Source organism: candidate division WOR-3 bacterium (genome assembly GCA_013177935.1).
Classification (GTDB): domain Bacteria; phylum Hydrothermota; class Tepidihabitantia; order Tepidihabitantales; family Tepidihabitantaceae; genus Tepidihabitans.
The window spans coordinates 515368-535369 of the sequence record JABLXZ010000002.1; the positions used below are offsets into that span (position 1 = coordinate 515368).

Genomic DNA, 20002 nt, shown 5'->3' on the forward strand with positions numbered 1-20002 from the left:
TAATTAATTGGAAAATAGTGAAGTTGTATTACTGGTGGCGGCGGGTCTTGGTTCCGAACTCCACCAGTTCTCTGAACCCCTTGGGGTCAAATGCCGAAGAGATGGCGGTTTCATAGGTAACTTTGCCCGCCCGGTAAAGTTCAGCCAGATAGGCGTCAAAGGAGATGCTGCCTTCGGCGCTGCTGGTTTGAATGGCAGAAGGCAGGTGTTCGATTTTACGTTCCCGGATAAGGTTGCGGACCGCCGGTGTTGCCATCATCACCTCGTAACAGCCGATTCGACCCTTACCTTCGGCACGGAGGAGCAGACGCTGGGAGAAGATGGCGAGTAACGAGATTGAGAACTGAATACGAATCTGGTCACGGATTTCGGGCGGGAAGATATCGATGAACCGGGTGACAGTTTCCGGCGCATTGGTGGTGTGCAGGGTGCCGATGACAAGGTGGCCCGATTCCGCAGCCCAGATAGTCGCTTCAGCGGTAGCGAGGTCGCGGATTTCAGCGACAAGAATCACATTGGGGTTGGAACGCAAACCCTTCATAATTGCTTCCCGGAAACTGGACACATCCACCCCAACTTCCCGCTGGGTGATAATCCCTTTTTTGTGGTCGTGGACGAATTCAATCGGGTCTTCGATTGTTAGAACATGGCGCGGGCTTTCAAGGATGTAGTCAACAAATGTCGCCTGAGTGGTGGTTTTACCCATTCCGGTTGGACCGGTTACAAGAATTAAACCGTGGGGACGGTCAAGCAGTGACTTGATACGGGGTATTAGTTGGGTCGGAACAAACAGTTCTTCAAAAGATAGGATGCGGCGGGGGATAAGACGAAGGGCGAGACCAAAATACCCCTTCTGCTTGTAAACTGCGACCCGGAACCGAGCCATATTCTTAAAATTGAGAGCAAAGTCACCACCGCCGCCGTTGTCGATTTGCGCGCGCAGATGGCGCAGGTCCTTGGTGGCGATGTTTTTAAAGCTTTCGGTTTTCTCCGGAGTCAGGACCGGATATCCTTCAATTGACTGAAGAAACCCATCGATACGGAATGTCGGAGGACGTCCCACCGTCAGATGGAGGTCGGATGCGTTCCGCCGGATGCACTCCGCGAGGAGTGTCTCAAAGAATTCTTCGTCCGACATCGCTACTGCTATTATACCCCCCCTTAACCCATCTGTCAAGCAGATGTCGCATGCCAATGTGATATACCTTTTTCCCTCAATTTTAGCCCGTTGTTCGGACAATCCAGAGTTGTTTTTGTCTCTTATCGCCCGTACGTGTGAAGAGAGCGATTGTAATATAATAAAGTTCATTATGTTTTAGTTCTTGACAGGGAGGGATGATGGTTTTATATTAAAAGAGGATTGCGGCCATAGCTCAGGGGTAGAGCCCCGGCTTCCCAAGCCGGTTACACGGGTTCGATTCCCGTTGGCCGCTTTGTTTCTTAAAACAGGGTTAATGGTAATGGCAGAGTTGAAAGCGAGGTGGAGGAAAATGGCACGTATTGCTATTTTGCTTCTGGCGCTGATGCTGGTTGGTTGCGGGAGCAAAGACCCGCTTGCCAGTGTCAAAAAGGGGTATCCAGGGGCAAGTGAGTATCTTGTCTGGAAGAATTATGTGCTGATTCGTTATCCTTATGACAGTACCGCAGGAGCGCAACGGGCATTGATATTACAGAAAGTGGGCAACAACTGGACCCATCTTGCCCAGAGCGAGCAGGGGTTCAATAGCCTGCGCGAGGTTGTTACCTATATTCCTGAGATGGATGAGTCTGGGGTAGCAGCATTTAAGTTGAGGTAGGGTTATGCCCTGGTTTGGTTTTATCCATCCGATAATGGCGCTTGGGACCTTTGTTTACGGGCTTTTTATTGGTCAGGTCAGTATGACCAAACTGGATGACTGGGATTTTCCCCTGCGCCGGGTGAAAAAAAGAACTTTGATTTACTTTATTTTTACCTTAATCAGCGGGGTGTTCGGGCTGGTGGTGAACGCCATTCTCCGGAGTCAGGGTCGGGGTGTGGTAATTTTTGCCCATATGCCTCTGGGGATTGCGACGGTAGTTGCGGCTCTTCTTGCCTTTGTTGTTACGATGGGCAAAAGAAAGCCCGGCGAGCTACCCCAGAGTATGAGGTGGCATCCAGTACTGGTGGTGATAAGCCTCGCACTTATTATGACGATGGCGTTCACCGCGCTGTTAAAGGTGTTAAGAATTTAACTTTTTTTGAGTCCAATCCGAAGCCGGGAAAAGGTCACCGCAATTTTTAGAAGGTTGAAAAAAGCGTATTTAGGATTGAACGCCCCGGTTAAAAGGATGCCGGACAAAACCCCCTGGTGGGTTCTTATCGGTGCGGTTCTGTCGACTCGAACCCGGGATACGGTAACGATTGAAGCGGTTCGCCGTTTACAATCACTGGCACCGGATGTTTTTGCCCTTGCTCGTTTAAGTCCGGCTGAGGTCGCCGAAGTTATTTATCCGGTGGGTTTTTACCGGACGAAATCGGAAAAACTAATTGTACTGGCACGGACGATTCGCGATAGGTATCAAGGTCAGGTACCGGATTCAATTGATGAGTTGACAAAGTTGCCCGGGGTCGGGCGCAAGGTTGCGAACATTGTGCGGTCTCAGGGGTTTGGAACACCGGCAATAGCGGTTGATACCCACGTGCACCGAATTTCCAACCGGCTCGGCTTGGTTCGAACCAAAAAGCCAGAAGAGACCGAGAGAGGATTGTGTGAAATAGTCCCGGTCCGGTTCTGGAGAGAATGGAACCGGTTGTTTGTTGCACTGGGACAGACGGTCTGTTTGCCGCGCAAGCCGCTTTGCCGCAAATGCCCGCTCGATTCAATGTGTCTTAAACGGGGAACCAGAGTCGGGATAAGACCACGCGGTAGGCGGGCCGGTAGTTTTGCAAATAAGTTGCTGAGTGCTGGGGAGGATGTTGCGGTTTAGCAGCAATGAGATTAAGCCGGGGCGCCTCCCGTGGTAAGGTGCACAGACACCATTTTAATGCGGTGTCAATGCGGGAAGGCAGAATTTCGGGGCGTGGCTTGAAGGTTCGGGCGGTTTCAATCAATGCTTGAAACAGTTGCTCGGTTTTTGCTGCTGAGCCGGCAAGAGAGGCGAGATTAACCCGGATTAGCAGTCCGTCAGGGTCAACCGGTTCTGATTCCACCCTAATCTTAAAAGTGGAGGCGAGGGCAACTTCCCGGTTCAGGTTCTCCCTTTCTTTTTGCTGGTCGTTCAGTAGGTGGCTTGGTCCGAAAACGCCCTGAAAGATAAGTTTGTAGATATCTTCGGCTTGTAGCAATGGATAGTGTCTGATATGCCAGTTGAGGATATCAAACAGGCGCATTAGGAAGCGGGGAGGTCAAAGGCAGTTTCTTTACCTTTGTTGGGGAAGATGAGTTCCGAAATTTCAATGATAATGCCGAACAGGGTCCCGAACAGTGCGCCGATGGAAAACTGATAGGACAGCAGGTTGCGGTGAAACTCCTGACCGGTGCGGAGCCGGAAGAGTAGAACAACAGCGAGATGAGCCAGTCCAACGATGAGCGCCATAATGAGAAATTTGCCTATGCGCACCCGCGCAAGAAACTTGTACAGATAGCCGGAGATGAGAAATGAGAAACCGACCGGTGCTGCCCAGAGCGCGGCGCGAATTGCCGCTTCGGTACGCAATGGTGGAGTAAGGGCGAGCTGGACAAAAAAGAGTAAGACGACCATCATTATCGCATAACTTAGACCACGCAGCCGCACCGCAGCGTAAATTAAACCACCGGCTAAGCCCAGAATGATTAATGGCAGCATCGGAAAATTGGTAATGCGGCGGGCGGCAAGGAACAGGCGGCACAACCAGCTGGCACTAAGCCCGGCAATAATATAAGCAACGGTCCAGAGGGTTTCACGGGTTGCTTTGGTCATAAAATATCATCAGGGATTAAGCGAAAATGTCAAAGAAATCCGCTCTTGACAAAAAAGGGGAATCGGGCATTATTTAAATATGAATACCCTCATTTTGATTTTCAGTCTGTTTTTATCCGCTTCCCGGGGCGCGGAGACCGGAGTAATTGACGCGAATCTGGTCTCGGCAAAGAACGATTTTGGGTTCAGGGTTCTTTCAACATTGGTCAGTTCTGCTCCAAAGGAAAATGTGTTTATATCTCCTTATAGTATTGCCACCGCTTTGACAATGACCTACAACGGCTCTGATGGGGAAACCCGCAGCGCAATGGCACAGGCGCTGGGCATTGCGGGTATTGAGTTGGAACGGCTCAATACTGAAGAAAAGTTTCTCTCGGGACAGTTGAAGAAGGATAAACCGGGTGTAGAGCTTTTGATTGCCAACTCGCTCTGGGCGCGAAAAGGGGTGACATTTAATTCTGCCTTTTTGAACACCAACAAGGAGTTTTATCAGGCGGCGGTGGCAGCGATTGATTTTAATAGCCCGGATGCGCCGAAAAAGATTAACAACTGGGTGAAGGATAAAACAAAAGGAAAAATCGATAAGATTGTTGACCAGATTAAACCCGAGGCGGTACTATTTTTAATCAATGCGGTGTATTTTAAGGGGCGATGGCAGGAGAAGTTTGACCCGAAGATGACCGGGGATGACAAGTTTTATCCTGATTATGGCAATCCGGTGCCAGTAAAGATGATGACGCGTTCGGGTAAATTCCGCTACCTCGAAACCGAGGGGCTGCAAGCGGTGGAGTTGCCTTATGGTGAGGGTGAGGTGAGTATGCTAATATTTTTACCCGCCGCTGGTAAGCTGGATGATTTGATTGCCCAACTGTCATCTGCTTTCTGGCAGGAGTGGTGGGGTAGATTTCGGTCACGGGAGGGGACGGTCTTGTTGCCCCGGTTCAAGATGGAGTATGAGAAGAGTTTAAGAGATGTTTTAATAGAATTAGGGATGGGGATTGCATTTGACCTGAATCAGGCGGATTTTTCTTTAATGGGCAAGGGCGGTCCGGGCTTTGCCATTGGTGATGTGAAGCATAAAAGTTTTGTAGAAGTTAACGAGGAGGGAACCGAAGCAGCAGCGGTAACATCGGTGGAAATGGTACTGGCAGCGGTGCCTTCCCAGCCCCGATTTGAAATGGTTGTCAATCGACCGTTTCTCTTCGCAATTCAGGACAACGAAACCGGCGCCATCCTTTTTTTGGGTGTGGTGCGGAACCTTTCCAGGGGTAATTAAAGGTACATCTCTGGGCGGCGGTCGAGAATTATATCGTTGCGCGGGGTGACATTTTTGTTGAGAGCCTGGTTAGGGTTGATATCGACGATTTTTAAAACCTCTTTATCAGGGCTGGCACGGTAAAGCAGGGTTCCATCTGGTGCGACAATCTGGCTTTGACCGGTAAACCGCAGCTTTTTCTCTCCAAGTTGTTCAACTCCGATGCGGTTGGCAAGTAGCCAGAATACCCGATTTTCCTGAGCACGGGTTATGGTCATTGACTGGGCATAATTGAGAATCAGGTTAGATGGATGACACACAATCTGGGCACCACGCAAGGCAAGGGTCCGGGCGCTTTCCGGGAAGAAGTAGTCAAAGCAAATTAGAATACCAATTCGCACCCCAGCGAGGTTGAACACCGGGAAAGAAAGGTCGCCGGGGTCAAAGAGGTCTTTTTCGTCGGCAAATAGGTGAACTTTCCGATAGGTGTGCACGGTGCCGTGGGCGGTAACAAGAAGTGCTGAGTTGTAGATTTTATTGCCTGCGGCTTCAGCAAATCCGAGAACGAGGCTGATATTGTGTTGCAAACAGAAGTTGATAATTTTGTTACAGGAGGGTCCATTTGGCACCGGTTCGGCAAAGCGGGCGAGCTGGTCGCGGTTGGAAAACAGATAGCCGGTCAAACATAGTTCAGGCAGGACAATAAGGTCGGCTTTGATACGGCTGAGACGGCGGAAGATGCGTTCGAGGTTCGTTTCCACCATAACGGGTTCAGGAAGAAATTGATATACACCAACACGCATTGAGTTATTTTAATATGATTATTAAAAAGAATAACTTTGTATAGATAAAGGTCAAGGATAACATTAAATTTTACAATAAGATAGACAAATGTCGCAGCGAGGGAGTTTGTCGCACCTTGACTGATGTTGATATTTTGTTATAATACAAACATTAATGACGCAGCGGGGAAGTGGTGACAAGTTACAATTTTCTCAACCGGTTGGAGACCGGTACTATATAGAAGAATTGCTCGGTGGAGGCGAGGGAACTGAAGTATATCGGGTTCGTGACATCATAACGGGTAAGGTCCTGGCGTTAAAAACAGTACGCAGCGGCGTTTCCGATGAGGAAAATGTGAGGTTGAACCGGGAGTTCTTTTACCTTTCCCAGATATCTCATCCCGGGGTGGTTGCGGTTCAAGATTATGGTAGAACCGCGGATGGGCGTGCCTATTTTACAATGGAGTACATCCCGGGTGTACCGATAACTCACTATTTTGCGGGCGGCTACGACCCGAAGTTAATCGATGTCATTGTCCAGGTTCTTCTGGCGCTCGATGCAATCCATGCTCGGGGATTGATTCATTGCGATTTAAAACCTGAGCACATTCTTGTGGTTGAGGACGATGGAAGATTGAAGACAAAACTGCTCGATTTTGGTTTTGCCGAGGATTTTTGTATCAATAGTGCTCGGGATGGAAAAGGTACACCCGGTTATGTGGCGCCCGAGATATTGAAAGGGGTTGATTCTGATGTCAGAGCTGACCTTTACGCCTTAGGGATGGTAATTTATGAAACATTAACCGGCATTGGACCAGGAAAAGGGGTTGAGCTTCTTGACTGGCTGAGAAAACAGCAGAATGCCGATTTTGCGCCTCCTCGCTCTTTCAATCCTGAAATTCCGGAAAAACTGGACCGTTTGGTGATGAAACTTATCAGTCCGCGCCGCGAACAGCGGCCCAGTTCTGCCCAGGTGGTGATTGAGGAGTTGCTGGGCGAGGGTGTTTCTAATGTAACTCTGCCGGCGTTGCGCCGAGATATTATGGCGTCCGGGTTTGTTGCCCGGGAGCAGGTTCTGGAAGAGATGAAAGAGACCCTTCAGACTGTCGCCAATGGTCAATCCGGGGTGATTTGTATTTCCGGAGACCGAGGCGTGGGTAAGAGCCGACTCCTTGCCGAGTTCAAATTCTATGCTGAGATGGAAGGAGCATCGGTATTCTCTTTTGAACCGGTGTCGCTGGGTGCCCGTTCTCAATCGCTCATCGAGGCGCTGGTTGTACTTTTGCGCAGTTACGGTCAAACGGGCGCACCGGTGGTTTCGATTGACACCGGGAAGGAGAGTAATTACCGATTGTTTGAGTGGGTGACGCAACGCCTGAAAGTGGTCGCAAATTCCCATCGGATTAAGCACAGTTTGGTAATCATTGTCGATGATTTTGAACTTTTTGACCCGACGAGTTTGGAGTTTCTCCGCTATTTTGTCTTAGGAATTGACAACGAACGGATGCTTCTCGTGGTGACCGGTCTGAAGGAAAGGCGTTTTCTGGAGACCATTGATAGGATTAAACACCGTGCCAATTTTCGGCATATCGTTATTCAACCGTTTAATCGGGATGAGGTTAAAGAACTGGTGCTTTCCCTTCTGGGAAAGGTTAGTGATGTTGATGCTCTGACAGAATGGCTGTTTGAGTTCACCGGTGGCAATCCGCTCTGGGTGGTGGAGACAATTTATGCGCTAATTGAAGCCAAGATTCTGGTGCGTGAGGTGTCAGGGTGGGAACTGGCAAAGGACCGATTGGCGGCGTTCCGCCCACCTTCATCAGTTAGTGAAACAATTCGCCAGCGCGTCGAGCAGCTGACGCCAGAAGAGAAAAAAACGCTGGAGATTGCTGCCGCAGCCGCAGGACCGTTTACCCTGGATTTACTCCGGGCGACGCTTAACCTCGAAGAAAAGGTTCTCTTTCAGGTGGTCAGCAGGCTGAAGGCGTTCGGTTTTATAAAGACATTTCGTGCCGCCGGTCCCGAAGAAAAGAGTCGTTTATCTACAGGTTGGATTCTCTCGAGTAAGATTCTGGAAAGTGTCATCGTTGAGCAGTTGACGGTTGAACAACGGCGTGAGAACCATCGCAAAGTGGCGCTGGCACTGGAGTTGCTTTATCCGGAACGGATTCCGGAGATGGTTTTTGACCTGGCACATCACTGGACGCTTGCTGGCGTCAAAGACCGGGCTTACGACTATTCGCTGCGTGCCGGTGATAGAGCAAGAGAGTGGTTGCTTTTTGAGCAAGCGCTGGCTTTTTATGAAAATGCCCTGAACCTTTCATCTGGATTGATAACGGCGCGCGAGCGCATTGGTTTATTAGAGAAAGTAGGGGAACTGCGCGAGTTGACCGGCAGATTTGCCGAGGCGATTGACATTTATCGCCAGGGTATGGGGCTTGCGGTTGCGGACCCGGAACTTGCCCGGGATAAAAAGTGCCTCGCTCGATTTCTACGACGGCTTGGTCTTGTGTATCAAAAGCAGGGGCAAATTTCGGATGCGATAAACCTATTGAATCAGGCGCTTCATTTACAACCAGAAGACAGTATAGAACGAGCACGACTCCTTGCCGACCTGGGCTGGTCCTATTGCGGGGCAGGGGATTTCAACCATGCAGAGGAGATTCTGACCAGCGCCCTGCAGCTGGCAGAAAAATTAAAGTCCAGCGTTACTGTAGAAGCAAATCGGCTGGTCGGTTTGATACTTTATTATTTTGCGGTTCTTGCCTGGGCGAAATACGACTTTGTACTGGCGTTACAACTGGCAGAGCGGAGCCTGGATGTGTTTGAGCGTTTAGAAGATGAGATAATGAAAGCGACCGTGAGTCAGTTTATTGCCACACTGTATATCCGCCGCAGCGAAACGGATAAGGCAAAGGATTTTTATCACCGGGCTGTTGCCTGTCAACGCCGCGCCGGTGCAGTGTATTATTTGCTCACCTCGTTACAGGGTCTGGGGTTACTGTGTCTGGATGAGGGTGAATGGGACCAGGCAGAACAGTATTTCAACGAGGCGTTAAAGATTGCCGAGCAGGTAGGGAGCCTGTCCGACCAGGTTAATCTCTACACGCTGTTGGGTGGAGTATATGATATCAAGGGTTTATGGTCATTAGCACAGAGTTTTTACGGGCGAGCACAGACAATTGGTGAACAAGATGGTGAGAGGGTCGATCGTCGTACGAGATTTGCGCTTCTGTGCAATTTTGCCCTGCTACGGGCGAAACAAGGGGAACTGGAAGCGGCAGATAAAGACATCACCCGGGCAGCAAAGCTGATTGAAGGTATTGACGACTCCTTCTTACAATTTAATCTGATGGTGAAGCAGACAGAAGTGGCACTGCGGGCAGAGCGGCTGGAACGGGCAAAAGGCTTTCTTACCCGAGCGTTCTGGATTGTTGCCCGGGAACCGGACTGGCGCAAACTGGCAAATCTATACATCCTTTCGAGCCAGGTACGGCTGGCGGCTGGTGATGCTTTTCGGGCACACTATGCGGCGAGCCGGGCGTTGACTTTACTTCGGGAGTATCCGTCCTCACTTGAGTTTGCTATCGCCCTGCGTTGTTCGGGGTTGGCAAAGTGCAAACTGGACCAGATGGAAAAAGGACAGGCGGAGTTGAGGCGGAGTATTGAAATTCTCCGATGTTTAGGGGTAAAGTATGAACTGGCACTTTCCCTGAGTGCACCGGCGAAGGCGTTAGCCGGTGAAAGCCGGATGCCGGGTGTAAAGGTACCGATTACGAGCCGGCAGATTTCCCGGGACGAGTTCAATGAGATAAAGTCTAATCTTAAAGAGGCGATTGGTTATTTTCAGGAACTGGGCGCGAAGTCAGATGTTCAGGAGTGTGAAAAGCTACAGGATACACTGGAACAGGCGTTTGGGATATTGCAACTGAAGGCGCAGGAACGGAGTGAGTATCTCAAGGTCTTTTATCAATTGAGTGAACTTTTGAACCTTGGATTGAGCCGGGAAGATTTCCTGGACCGGGTTCTTGACCTGGTAATTTCCGTAACCAGGGCAGAAAGGGGGTTGATATTTCTTATCCAGGGCAATCGGCTGATTCCGGTTGCAGCCCGAGACATCGACCATCGGACCCTGGAAGATGCAACTGCGGTTTCCCAGTCGGTTTTGCGCAAGGTCAAGCGTCGGGGCGAACCCTTAATCAGTGCCGATGCCATTGCCGACCCAAGGCTCAACAGTTTTAACAGCGTGCTGTTGAACAAAATACGCTCCCTTTTATGTGTACCGCTAATTGTTGAGGGTAAGGTGATTGGCACCATTTACCTTGACTCCCGGATTACATCCCATCTGTTCGTGGAAGAGGACCGGAATTTGCTCCAGGCGGTGGCGAACCTGCTGGCAGCGACAATCGAACGGTCAACAACCTTCCGGGAGTTGCAGGAAGAGATTTCAGACATTCGTGAAGGCATTTTAGTTGATGCAGCAACTGGTTTATTTCTGGGCAGGTCCAAGGCGATGCGACAGGTTTATCAAATTATTGACCGGATTGCCCCTACGGACTGCACGGTGTTATTGACCGGCGAGACCGGAACCGGCAAGGGGGTTCTGGCACGGTTGATACATCAACGGAGCGGACGAAGAGACAACAAGTTTGTCTCGGTAAATTGTGGGACTTTACCTGAAACTCTGTTTGAGTCAGAACTTTTTGGCCACGCCCGGGGTAGTTTTACCGGTGCGGTCAAGGATAAGATAGGGATATTTGAAACCGCGCACGGCGGGACGATTTTCCTTGATGAGATAACCAACACCACCCTGACAATCCAGGCAAAACTCCTTCAGGTGCTCGAAGAAAAGGTGATTCGTCGGGTTGGCGAAACCGAACCCCGTATGGTAGATGTCCGTTTAATTTGTGCCACAAACAAAAATCTTGCAGACGAGGTCAAAGCGGGTAGATTTCGAGAAGACCTCTACTATCGGATGAATGTTGTGGCAATTGAGGTGCCGCCGCTTCGGGAAAGGGTGGGTGACATACCGCATCTCGCTGACTATTTCCTGCACAGTTACGCGACACAATTGAATAAACCGATAGTGGGGTTTGAAGATGATGTCATCGCCGCCTTTACTCAGTATCATTGGCCCGGTAATGTCCGGGAACTCCAGAATACGATTGAGCGGGCGGTGATAATGACCCAGAACCGGCGGATTTCACTGGCTGATGTTGGCAAACCATTCACCGACATTCAGGTCTGTTCTGAAACCCAGGGCGGGAAGCGTCGAACGATAGACAAGGAACAGGTCATTAATGCACTCAAAGAGGCTAAAGGCAATATCACACGAGCAGCGGAAATCCTTTCAACCCACCGGCGCCAATTACAAAGGCTTATCAAACGGTATCAAATCGACCGTAACAGTCTGCGGCAGCCATAAATTGCCCCAACTAGCAATTTTGTAACTTACTATTTTGTAAATAGTTTGTAAAATAGGCAGGTAAAGGTGCGACATCTCGATTTGTTCCCTAAAATTTTTCGGAATGGTAAAGTTATTATAATTCACATTTTTTGAAATAATTAGCCGTTGGTAACTTATTTGGCATTATTATTGCTTTTTTATTATTTAGTTTGGTTAATAGGTGATATAAAATATAAAAAGGAGGAAGCAATGGACGCACCGATCGTACCAATTCTACCGCCCCCGCGGCCTGCACCACCGGTTAAGTAGGTGGACATGAGTTAGATTGTGCTCAGCCCGCATTGCGCGGGCTGAGTTTTTTATTTGGGTTCGTAAAAGGTTTTCCCCCAGAAGTCAACCTTTTTAATCTGACCTTCTTTTACCAATTTTTTCAGTAAGGGTTTTATCTTATGGACGGCAATTCCGAGGGAACTACTGAGGTCTTCTTCGGTTACTGGCCGATTCTCAACTACAGCGAGAATAGCCTTTTGGTAGTTGCCATGGAACTGTCTCTGTCTCTTTTTGATTGGTGAGAGGGCGATTTCGGCTTCAGGTCCAAAGAGCAGTTTAACCTGGCACAGTTCGTCTGTTGTCAGGGGCTGAGCGTGCTTTTCGGCAGGTGGACGTACCACGGTGTTCAGATGGACCCGGTCTGGCTTTATTTCGTAGGCGAGCCTTCGGAGTTTCATCAGATGTTCGGGAGCGTCGTTGACTCCTTTTACAAGCATAATCTCCAGCCACAATTTTCCCTTAAAGTAACGCCGAAAGGTTTTGAGCCCCTGAATGATTTTATCAATCTTTAAATATGGATGACACCGGTTAACACGATGAAAGATTTTCTGGTCTGCGGCATCAAGGCTGGGAACGATAAGGTCAGCCGCATAAAGGTCACGGCGCACCTGCGGGTCAAACAGCAGGGTAGAATTGGTGATAACCGCAACCGGTATTTTGAATTCGGTTTTGAGAAGGCGAATGAGCTTGCCAATGTCTTTGTTTAAGGTTGGTTCGCCTTCGCCAGAAAAGGTGAGATAGTCAATACGGTGTTGAGTAACTGCGGTCCGGACTTCACTAATGATTTCATCAATTGGGTAGAAGGAGCGGCGTTCCAATGTGAGTTTGGTTGTTCTGCCGCACTGGCAGTAGGTGCAGTTCAGGGTGCAGGTTTTCTTCGGGATGATGTTTAAACCAAGAGAAAGTCCAAGGCGCCGGGATGGTACAGGTCCGTAAACATAATTTTTGATAATCATCGCTTGATGAGTTTACCGGTAATCGTTGTCCGGGGCAAGTTGGACGCGGTCTTAAGATGGAGAAAGTACACTCCAGAGCGAACATTGTTACCACGGTCGTCGGTGCCATCCCAGGTGAGTGCATACCAGCCCGTGGCCTGTTCTTTTTCCAAGAGTGTTTTAACCTTTCTGCCGCTGATATCAAAGAGGCCAAGAGACACAAATGAAGGTTGAGCAAGGGAGTAGAAGATGGTAGTACGGTTGCGGCAGGGGTTTGGGAAAACGCGCAGCAATCGGAACGAATCCGGATTCGGTTGGGTTGGTGATTCAACGGTTGTTACCTGAATGTCGTCAAGATAAAAACCTTCGCCGGTTTTACCATCCTGGTCGGAAACAAAGTGAAACTTTATCTGAACCGATTCGCCCGCGGGATATGCAGAAAGCTCATAACTTTCTTTTAACCAGCTGGAGGTTAAACCCAATTTCTCTTCACTAAGGGCGCCACCGGTTCCGATGAAGTCAAGGGTGTCTTCCCGGTTAGGAGTGATAAGGATAACATACAGACCATCAACGCCGTAAATCGGTAATGAGAACCAGCGGTAGAATGTCAAAACTGCCCGGGGTGGCAACGCAAAACGCGGGGAAAGCAGCCAGTATGAAGCCAGGTCAGGATAGACGCCGGTTTCGTCACCGGCATAGCAGGCAAAAGAAGGGCTGTGAGACCGCCGGCTTGAGAGCGACCAGGAACCGCGCTCGCCGCCGGTTGTCCAGGAACCGAAGCCCGAGTCGAAATTGGTATAAATACCCGGAGTATTAAAGACAATCGTTAATGTGTCACTGAAAAGATACCCATTGGCAGTGATGTTGACACCGAGTTGTGCCGGACTGGTGCCAATAAAACGGGCAGGGGTTAAAGACCAGACCGTTTCTCCGGGTGCGATATCAGGGAAGATTAAACCCGGGGTAATGATTTGGGGCAACAGGCTTTCGGGCCGGGGCAGAAAAAGATTACCACTGGGCTGGAAGGCGCGGACTAAACCTGAGTTGGTCAGTTTGAGAAACAGGTTAACCGTGTCCGGATAGGAGATGGTTGTCAGGTAGCCGGTGATTTGCAGAACCGGTGAACCGATTTGCAAGGTGAGGGGAAATGAGTAAAGGGAGTTAGTGGAGTCGATAAGTGTAATTACACAGGGAACAACCTGGCCATTGAGGGCGACGGGGCTACAGCGCAGAGTAAATGTGGTTAAAATGGTTTCGCTTTGAGGTTGCAGGGCAGGGATAGAAACGGCACTGTTTGTAAAGATAACAAGGGGTGAGGTTGTTGAGATTGAACAGCGGGTAGGATTTGTTGGTTCAGCACCGGTATTGGCGATGTTGAGGAGAAGTCGGTGTGTTTCACCCGGTGAAAGAACTTCAGTGGTTTCTGCGGCAGGATTGATAAGCCGATAACCGGTAACAGAAACGGTTGGGTGGAGAAACACCGGGATGGAATCTTCAAGTGGCTGATGATTGGGTGCAGTAACGGTAACGCGGACCGTTGAATCGGTCAAGATGGTAACCGGCAGGCAGATGGTGCCGGCACTTGCTGTTTTGCCGCGGGCAAGGAGTGTTGAGTTCTGGGTAATGGTTACCGTCGCACTGGCAATTGGTCCTCGGGTGTCTTGAACGGTAAGCCAGACAAAGTTTTCTCCTGTAGTCAGGTGGGAAGGTTTGGTTGCGGTTAGTGGAATTGGCGTATCTGTGAAGACCGGCATTGCCGGGTCGCCTAAAAGGTTGAGGCAGTACTGGTGCCAGCGATACACATTGGCTTCGAAACTGTAAGGAACAAAGAAAAGTTTGGCGCGGGCAAGTACCTCGCCGATGCGGGACACGGCATCCGTAAACAGCTCCTTAAAGAAACGGAAATCAAACCGGTCCGAGTAACCAAATCCCGGGTTTCCCGGCGAACCCCAGCCATAAGAGGAGTTGCCGATAAATGCTACTGCGCCGCCGTACGGATTGCGAATGAAATGTTCAGCGATGGCGTCAAGGTCAAAGGCGGTAGTCCAGCAGCCGATTGAATAGCCAATACCGGGTCGGGTGGCGTTGGTGAGCCCGTTAACATCCTGATTGCGCAAAGTGGCACCGCGGGCAAGGCTCAAAGCATTGTACCAGCCATGACCGCAGTGATTGAAAAAGCCAAAACCCTGGTTGAGGAGGGCGCAGACGGTGTCCACTGTAATTGTCATCCGCGATTCATACAGTTTGTGAATCGGTGCATATCCGGCAGGAAGTGCCTGAGTGGCAATCCGTTCTTTGGCGATGGCTTCGTCGGTATAAGGGTCGTCCCAGAGAATCGCGGCAGAAAGCAGTGTATTAGTCTGGTAGTCGTTAGTCACACCGGTTTCATAGGCGATAAGTTTGCTGACAAAGGCGTGTGCCTCTTCCAAACTGTTTGCCGGCACCCTGCCCACATAGATGTCGGGATACAGGTCAACACTGTCTTCGGTTTCACCGTATACATTATCGCCATCCGCATCCCAGTTACCGTCCAAACAGGAGTAGTATAAGTCACAGGGTAGCGAATCTTCCCGGGGATGAAGCCCGGCAGAGCAAGCCATCGCAAACGCCTTGCGTACCGGTACGAGGTCAACATCGCCCCCAAGCAGGAGGTATTTCAGACCCGAGTCTTGGGCGCAGTATCTGAGATAGTTTCTCAGTTTTTCTGCCGGGTCCTGACCCTGGTAATTGGCGGTTATCCATTCAATCGCCCGACAGGCAGAGTTTAATCCGGTTTTCTGGCGCCAGCGGACAAGCGGTGCAAAAACGGTGTCCAGAGTTCGGGTGGTGACGATGAGGTATTCCAGCGGTCCGGTTTCTGCCCATTCAGCGCTGGGTTGGGGTTTCTGTTCCAGGGCGATACTTATCCTTTTGATGAGCCGGACCTGGTTCGTTTCGGGCAAAAGTTGCAAAGGGAAGATGAGGAGCGAGGCGACAGGTTTTCCCCGGATAAAACCGGTGCCGGTCAGAACGCAGACCGATTCGGGATAGGGATTCTGGTTGAGGCGGTACGGCTGTTCCTCATTTAGTTTTTTTGCTGGGAGAGAAAGGATGTTCGGCACCGGCACCGTGGCAAGGTCAAATTTTTGAGGCAGGGTTTCATATTCGACGCTCACCGCTTTGATACCGGTAACACGACTGTTAGAAGGCAACAGAAGGTTAACTGGCTTTACAGGCAGGGCAGGAGCGCCGGGCGGTGTTGCAATCTCCGCATCGGGTAGTGTGAAGATGGTTCTGTTGTCGGCGACGATTGATTGCAACTGGGAAGAGGAAAAGGTGAAGGTATGGGTAATCGTTTGAGCCGATGTGTCAATGGAGAGGTAAAGAAGAAGGAGAAGAAGTTGCGCAACCATTGGTGTTAATTTTCTGCCTGTCGCTTCAGATATGCTTTAAGGTATTCCAAGCCTTCTTCTTTGGTTTTGAACTTGCCCTCAACTTGCAGGTCCTCAAGTTCTTGTAAGATGACTTTAAACGCGGGACCGGGCTTCAATCCCATAGCAATCAGGTCATCACCGGTAACCAGCCGCTTGATTTTGGCTTTGGCATCTTCGGCGCGCTTCTGAGTTATCATCCGGCTGATGGTGGCTTCAAGATGGCCTGTCCTGCCTGCGGTTGCCCAGCCATCGGCATAACAGAGAAGCATCAAACCGAACGCCTCATCGCCCAGGTCCCGGAAGAACCTTCGAATCGCCCGCTCCGACAGTTCGGGCGCGGTGGCAAGGAGGTGCAGGCGCATATGCTCCTTGACCAGAGTTCGGACGATTTTAGTCTGGTGCCGGGCAAGGCGCAGCCGTTCGTGACAGATTTTCACGGTCAGTTTTGCACCCAGACTGTCGTGGCCATAGAAATGCGTTTCACCCGCCTCATTGACAAACCGGGTGTGGGGTTTGGCGATGTCGTGGAGCAGTCCGGCAAGTTTCAGCAGCGCGGCATGAAAAGGCAGGGAGAAATAGGAGTGCCACTCGGGCGTAAAGCGTGAAAAGAACCCGGGCTGGGAAATCAACTCTTCAATCTTTTCTACGGTCCGAAAAGTGTGGGCGCACAGCTCCTCATCCTGCAGCAGGGGCAGGAGTTCGGGCATAATCTCTTCAAGTCGGTGCAGTTCGGCAAGTTTTATCAAATACGGGACCGAGTTGTTGGCTTGAAGGATGCGGAGAAACTCCATCCCGATTCTTTCGGCTGCGGTGTTCTGCAAAGTGATGTCCTGTGCCTGCTCGTAAACTGATGGGTGAACTGTGAAGTTGAGTTCCAGTGCAAGGCGCAGGGCGCGCAACAACCGCAGCGGGTCAAGCGCGAGCGATTGGGCAGACACGGGCCGAATCAACTTCTGTTTCAGGTCCTCCTTGCCACCAAAAGGGTCGATAAGAGCATTTGCTTCGGGTAGTTCACAGGCGATGGCGTTCAGAGTAAAGTCGCGGCGTTTCAAGTCGTCCGCGATGTTCAGGTTGCCGATGCCATTGAAGTCAAGTGTGATTTTCTTTCGGTAAACAACCCGGGCTTCATCGTCCTTTTCTGATAAAACGACCAGTTTTCCCCGAACTGCCCGGGCAAACTCGCGGGCGAACTCAACACCAGAGCCGGAAACGGCAAAATCAAAGTCTGCGGGCTCCTGACCAAGAAGCAAATCCCGGATTGCACCGCCTACAAGAAACAATTGGCGCTCACCCTTCACGGTCAGAAGCCGGGGATAAATCCTGCCTAAATTTTGCAGCGCCCGGTTGATATCAATGTCCACTATTTCAGGATAACAGGAGAGAAATCAGGGTCAAGTTTGCTAATAAGAATTGCTTGACTTGCGACCGGGCAGGGTTAATTTTTAATCTGTTCCTGAAAGGAGGCGTAATGGTATTTCAAATTTTTGCCCGTGAGGGTTGTGTGACCTGTACAAAGGCGCAGCAGGTCCTGGCACGGCTTGGTGTTGAGGTGCAGGTGCGCTATGTTGATGGACCAAGCGCGACTCCGGAAAACCTTGCCGATTTAGCCTATTATGACTGGACCGATACCCCACCGCTGGTGGTTGTTACCGAAGGGGATAAGGTCTTACAGCGGTGGGACGGTAACGACATTGCTGATACCAGCCGTTCCTGGCATCAGACCGTGGAACGCTGGCTTGAGTCCCAGCGCGCAAAGTAACGCCGAAGCGGCGCAGTTAGTAACTTAGCGCTTCTTTACTTCAGACCGGTTTAATTGTTCAACGACTCAAACAGCGTGGGCAGGCTGATGATGCCCAGTATTGCCAGAACACTGATTACAATCAGCGATAGGGCGATGGCGACAAGCGAGACAATCATCATAATCCCATTGATGATAAAGTACAGCTTCAGTTTGCCGGTAAATTCTTCGAGCGCTTTCGGGTCGCCCTTTTCCGCATACTCCTGTGCCTTATTCCCGGCACCATTGAGGATAACTCCCATCCAGATGGGTAGCCATGCCCAGATGATGCCAAACAGGGTGAGTGCCTGCAAGATGCCGGCGACAATCTGGACGATGCCCAGAAGTTTGAGCCAGCCCTTCATTCCCCGGACATTTTGCTGAACGGTGTTGTCCGGAACTGTGGTTGTTACACTGCTTTCCAAGTTTCCTCCTGTTCTTTAGGATAAGATAAGGGAAAATAGTAAATGGTCAAGCCCGGCTTTATTATTTGAACCGGAACCGGCTCTTAAAATGGCGCAGGGTTAAATCTTTTCCAAACACCACTTCAACGGGCGGGATTGAATCTCGGTGCTGATAGAGCAGTTTTATCGCCTCAGCAGCGGCAAACAGGTCCTGGTCCTCATAAGTAAGTCGGGGTACAGCAGCACGGACAAAGTTGTTGCGCGGTGCCGGGCTGTTTTCCAGGCCAAAGGCGTAAACGCCCAGTTCACACAACCGGTGGCCCGCGACCAATAGCAGGGCAACAAAGGCGATGCCAGGATAATCTTCGTCCCGGGCATCAGGGAAAAACCGGTCAATCTCGATATAAACCGCGTGGCCACCCGCGGGCTTAAGCACCGGCACGCCATCAGCGCTCAACCGTTCGGCAAAGCGCTGCACCTGTCCAATTCTGCTTTCAAGATAGTCCGGGTTGACAACGGTGCGCAAACCTTCGGCAACCGCTTTCAGGTCTCTGCCTGCCAGACCACCATAGGTTGGATGCCCTTCAACAAGAATCTGATAATCGGTAAGTTTTTCGAGGAGTTCGGGATAGCGCCGGGCAAAAAGCCCGTCAAGGCGAATCAGCAGTGCGCCGCCGATGTTCACCAGCCCATCCTTTTTCAAACTGATGTGGAACCCATCAACATATTGAAACATCTCGCGGACTATTTCCGAAATGGTTTTCTGCTCATAGCCTGGTTCGCGCTTGTGAATAAAATAGGCGTTTTCGGCAAATCGGCAGGCGTCAAAGAAAAACGGGATATTGTGTTCCGCGGTCAGGGCACGGACCGCGCGAATGTTTTCCATTGATACCGGTTGACCACCGCCGGTATTGTTGGTGATTGTCAGATAGACCAGTGGTATGCGCTCGGGCATTGTCGCAAGGAGCAGTTTTAACTCTTCAAGATTGATGTTACCCCGGAACGGAAAGCCCTCGTCGTTTTTGCGGTGCTCATCACAGTTTAGGTTCAAAGCAACAAAGTTACTGTCCTCAATGTTCGCCTCGGTCGTGTCAAAATGACCATTACTGGGGATGAGGTAACAAGGCGCAACATCGTGCCGGCGTTCAACACGGGCAAGGGCAACTTTGATACGGGCAAAAAGTCCGCTCGGGTCGGGCAGACTTTCCAGCACAGTAGCAAGCGGCGCCATCTTCTCCGCGGCGAGATAGCGGGCAAGGTTGGAAAAAAGGGCGTGCTCCGCAGCTCTGCCCTGGTGAAATATAAAAAGCGTCTGAATGGGCCGATTTAAATCCTGGCGCCAGACCTCACCAAAGGTTTTGCCCAGTTGCTCATTCAACTGGTAATAACCTTCATTTGAGCCATAAGCCTCATCGCCCAATAGCAGTTCTGCCCACTGCTCCATTGTCATCGTAGTTGTGCCCGAATCCGAAAGCAGGTCGCAGCCCGGTAAAAGGTGCGCCGGATAGAGAAACGGGTTTAGCCCAATCTGCGCCACCAGTTCGGCACGGGCTTGGACTGAATGGAGCGGACAGGCAGAGGTGCCAAACCGGGCTTTTGCTTCGTTACAGTTATGCATAGTGTGGGCACGGAAACGGACCGCAGCGTTGCGATAGGCACGGGGTGTAAAATACCTGCCCGGTTGGGCTGGTCTTTTTGCGAGTTCTTTAAACAACTGGACAAAGAAAGAGAGTTTATCTGCCATTGAAGAACTAAATTACTCCGCACCCAGCCAAAGTCAA

15 protein-coding genes and 1 tRNA gene are annotated in these 20002 nt (G+C 50.5%); 7 read left to right on the forward strand and 9 right to left on the reverse strand.

Features of this window, described 5'->3' with window-relative positions:
• Window positions 1–28: 28 nt before the first annotated feature.
• Window positions 29–1138 (reverse strand): PilT/PilU family type 4a pilus ATPase, encoded by a 1110-nt coding sequence (locus HPY86_05485; GenBank protein NPV14366.1) that lies wholly within the window; start codon window positions 1136–1138, stop codon window positions 29–31.
• Window positions 1139–1362: 224 nt separating this feature from the next.
• Here HPY86_05485 and HPY86_05490 point away from each other — a divergent pair.
• The 4 genes from HPY86_05490 to HPY86_05505 all read left to right on the forward strand — a co-directional run bounded on the left by HPY86_05490 (window position 1363) and on the right by HPY86_05505 (window position 2946).
• Window positions 1363–1433, forward strand: a tRNA-Gly gene (locus HPY86_05490).
• Between the two features lie 57 nt (window positions 1434–1490).
• Window positions 1491–1796: a hypothetical protein gene (locus HPY86_05495; GenBank protein NPV14367.1), complete on the forward strand. Its 306-nt coding sequence runs from the start codon at window positions 1491–1493 to the stop codon at window positions 1794–1796.
• 4 nt (window positions 1797–1800) lie between these two features.
• The gene (locus HPY86_05500) at window positions 1801–2211 is read left to right on the forward strand and encodes a hypothetical protein (protein NPV14368.1); all 411 of its coding nucleotides are present in this window, start codon (window positions 1801–1803) and stop codon (window positions 2209–2211) included.
• A 96-nt stretch (window positions 2212–2307) separates the two neighbouring features.
• Window positions 2308–2946, forward strand: a complete 639-nt coding sequence (locus HPY86_05505; protein NPV14369.1) for an endonuclease III — start codon at window positions 2308–2310, stop codon at window positions 2944–2946.
• Here the strand turns inward: HPY86_05505 and HPY86_05510 are convergent.
• Window positions 2849–3349, reverse strand: a complete 501-nt coding sequence (locus HPY86_05510; GenBank protein NPV14370.1) for a hypothetical protein — start codon at window positions 3347–3349, stop codon at window positions 2849–2851. The genes HPY86_05505 and HPY86_05510 overlap by 98 nt on opposite strands.
• Window positions 3349–3918 carry a hypothetical protein gene (locus HPY86_05515; protein ID NPV14371.1) on the reverse strand — a complete coding sequence of 190 codons (570 nt, stop codon included), beginning with the start codon at window positions 3916–3918 and terminating at the stop codon, window positions 3349–3351. The genes HPY86_05510 and HPY86_05515 overlap by 1 nt, the downstream gene beginning before the upstream one ends.
• Before the next feature lie 79 nt (window positions 3919–3997).
• On the opposite strand from HPY86_05515, the gene HPY86_05520 reads away from it, so the two are divergent.
• The gene (locus HPY86_05520) at window positions 3998–5194 is read left to right on the forward strand and encodes a serpin family protein (GenBank protein NPV14372.1); all 1197 of its coding nucleotides are present in this window, start codon (window positions 3998–4000) and stop codon (window positions 5192–5194) included.
• Here the strand turns inward: HPY86_05520 and HPY86_05525 are convergent.
• A complete protein-coding gene (locus HPY86_05525) occupies window positions 5191–5976 on the reverse strand; it encodes an acyltransferase (protein ID NPV14373.1) in 786 nt (261 codons plus the stop codon). The two genes, HPY86_05520 and HPY86_05525, sit on opposite strands and share 4 nt — an antisense overlap.
• A gap of 154 nt (window positions 5977–6130) precedes the next feature.
• Here HPY86_05525 and HPY86_05530 point away from each other — a divergent pair, with 154 nt between their 5' ends.
• A complete protein-coding gene (locus tag HPY86_05530; protein ID NPV14374.1) occupies window positions 6131–11380 on the forward strand; it encodes a sigma 54-interacting transcriptional regulator in 5250 nt (1749 codons plus the stop codon).
• A 341-nt stretch (window positions 11381–11721) separates the two neighbouring features.
• Here the strand turns inward: HPY86_05530 and HPY86_05535 are convergent, their stop codons facing one another.
• Genes HPY86_05535 through HPY86_05545 form a run of 3 tightly spaced genes read right to left on the reverse strand, consistent with a single transcriptional unit; the run spans window position 11722 to window position 17401 of the window.
• The gene (locus tag HPY86_05535) at window positions 11722–12648 is read right to left on the reverse strand and encodes a radical SAM protein (protein ID NPV14375.1); all 927 of its coding nucleotides are present in this window, start codon (window positions 12646–12648) and stop codon (window positions 11722–11724) included.
• Window positions 12645–16019, reverse strand: coding sequence for a T9SS type A sorting domain-containing protein (locus HPY86_05540; protein NPV14376.1), 3375 nt, complete (start codon window positions 16017–16019; stop codon window positions 12645–12647). Before HPY86_05540 ends, HPY86_05535 begins: the two co-directional genes overlap by 4 nt.
• A gap of 5 nt (window positions 16020–16024) precedes the next feature.
• Window positions 16025–17401, reverse strand: coding sequence for a CCA tRNA nucleotidyltransferase (locus HPY86_05545; protein ID NPV14377.1), 1377 nt, complete (start codon window positions 17399–17401; stop codon window positions 16025–16027).
• Window positions 17402–17508: 107 nt separating this feature from the next.
• Here HPY86_05545 and HPY86_05550 point away from each other — a divergent pair, with 107 nt between their 5' ends.
• Window positions 17509–17799, forward strand: a complete 291-nt coding sequence (locus HPY86_05550; GenBank protein ID NPV14378.1) for a hypothetical protein — start codon at window positions 17509–17511, stop codon at window positions 17797–17799.
• 50 nt (window positions 17800–17849) lie between these two features.
• On the opposite strand, the gene HPY86_05555 is transcribed toward HPY86_05550, so the two are convergent.
• Entirely contained in the window at window positions 17850–18242 is a 393-nt protein-coding gene (locus HPY86_05555) for a hypothetical protein (GenBank protein ID NPV14379.1), read from the reverse strand.
• Between the two features lie 61 nt (window positions 18243–18303).
• Window positions 18304–19965, reverse strand: a complete 1662-nt coding sequence (locus HPY86_05560) for a tryptophanase (GenBank protein NPV14380.1) — start codon at window positions 19963–19965, stop codon at window positions 18304–18306.
• Window positions 19966–20002 lie beyond the last annotated feature (37 nt).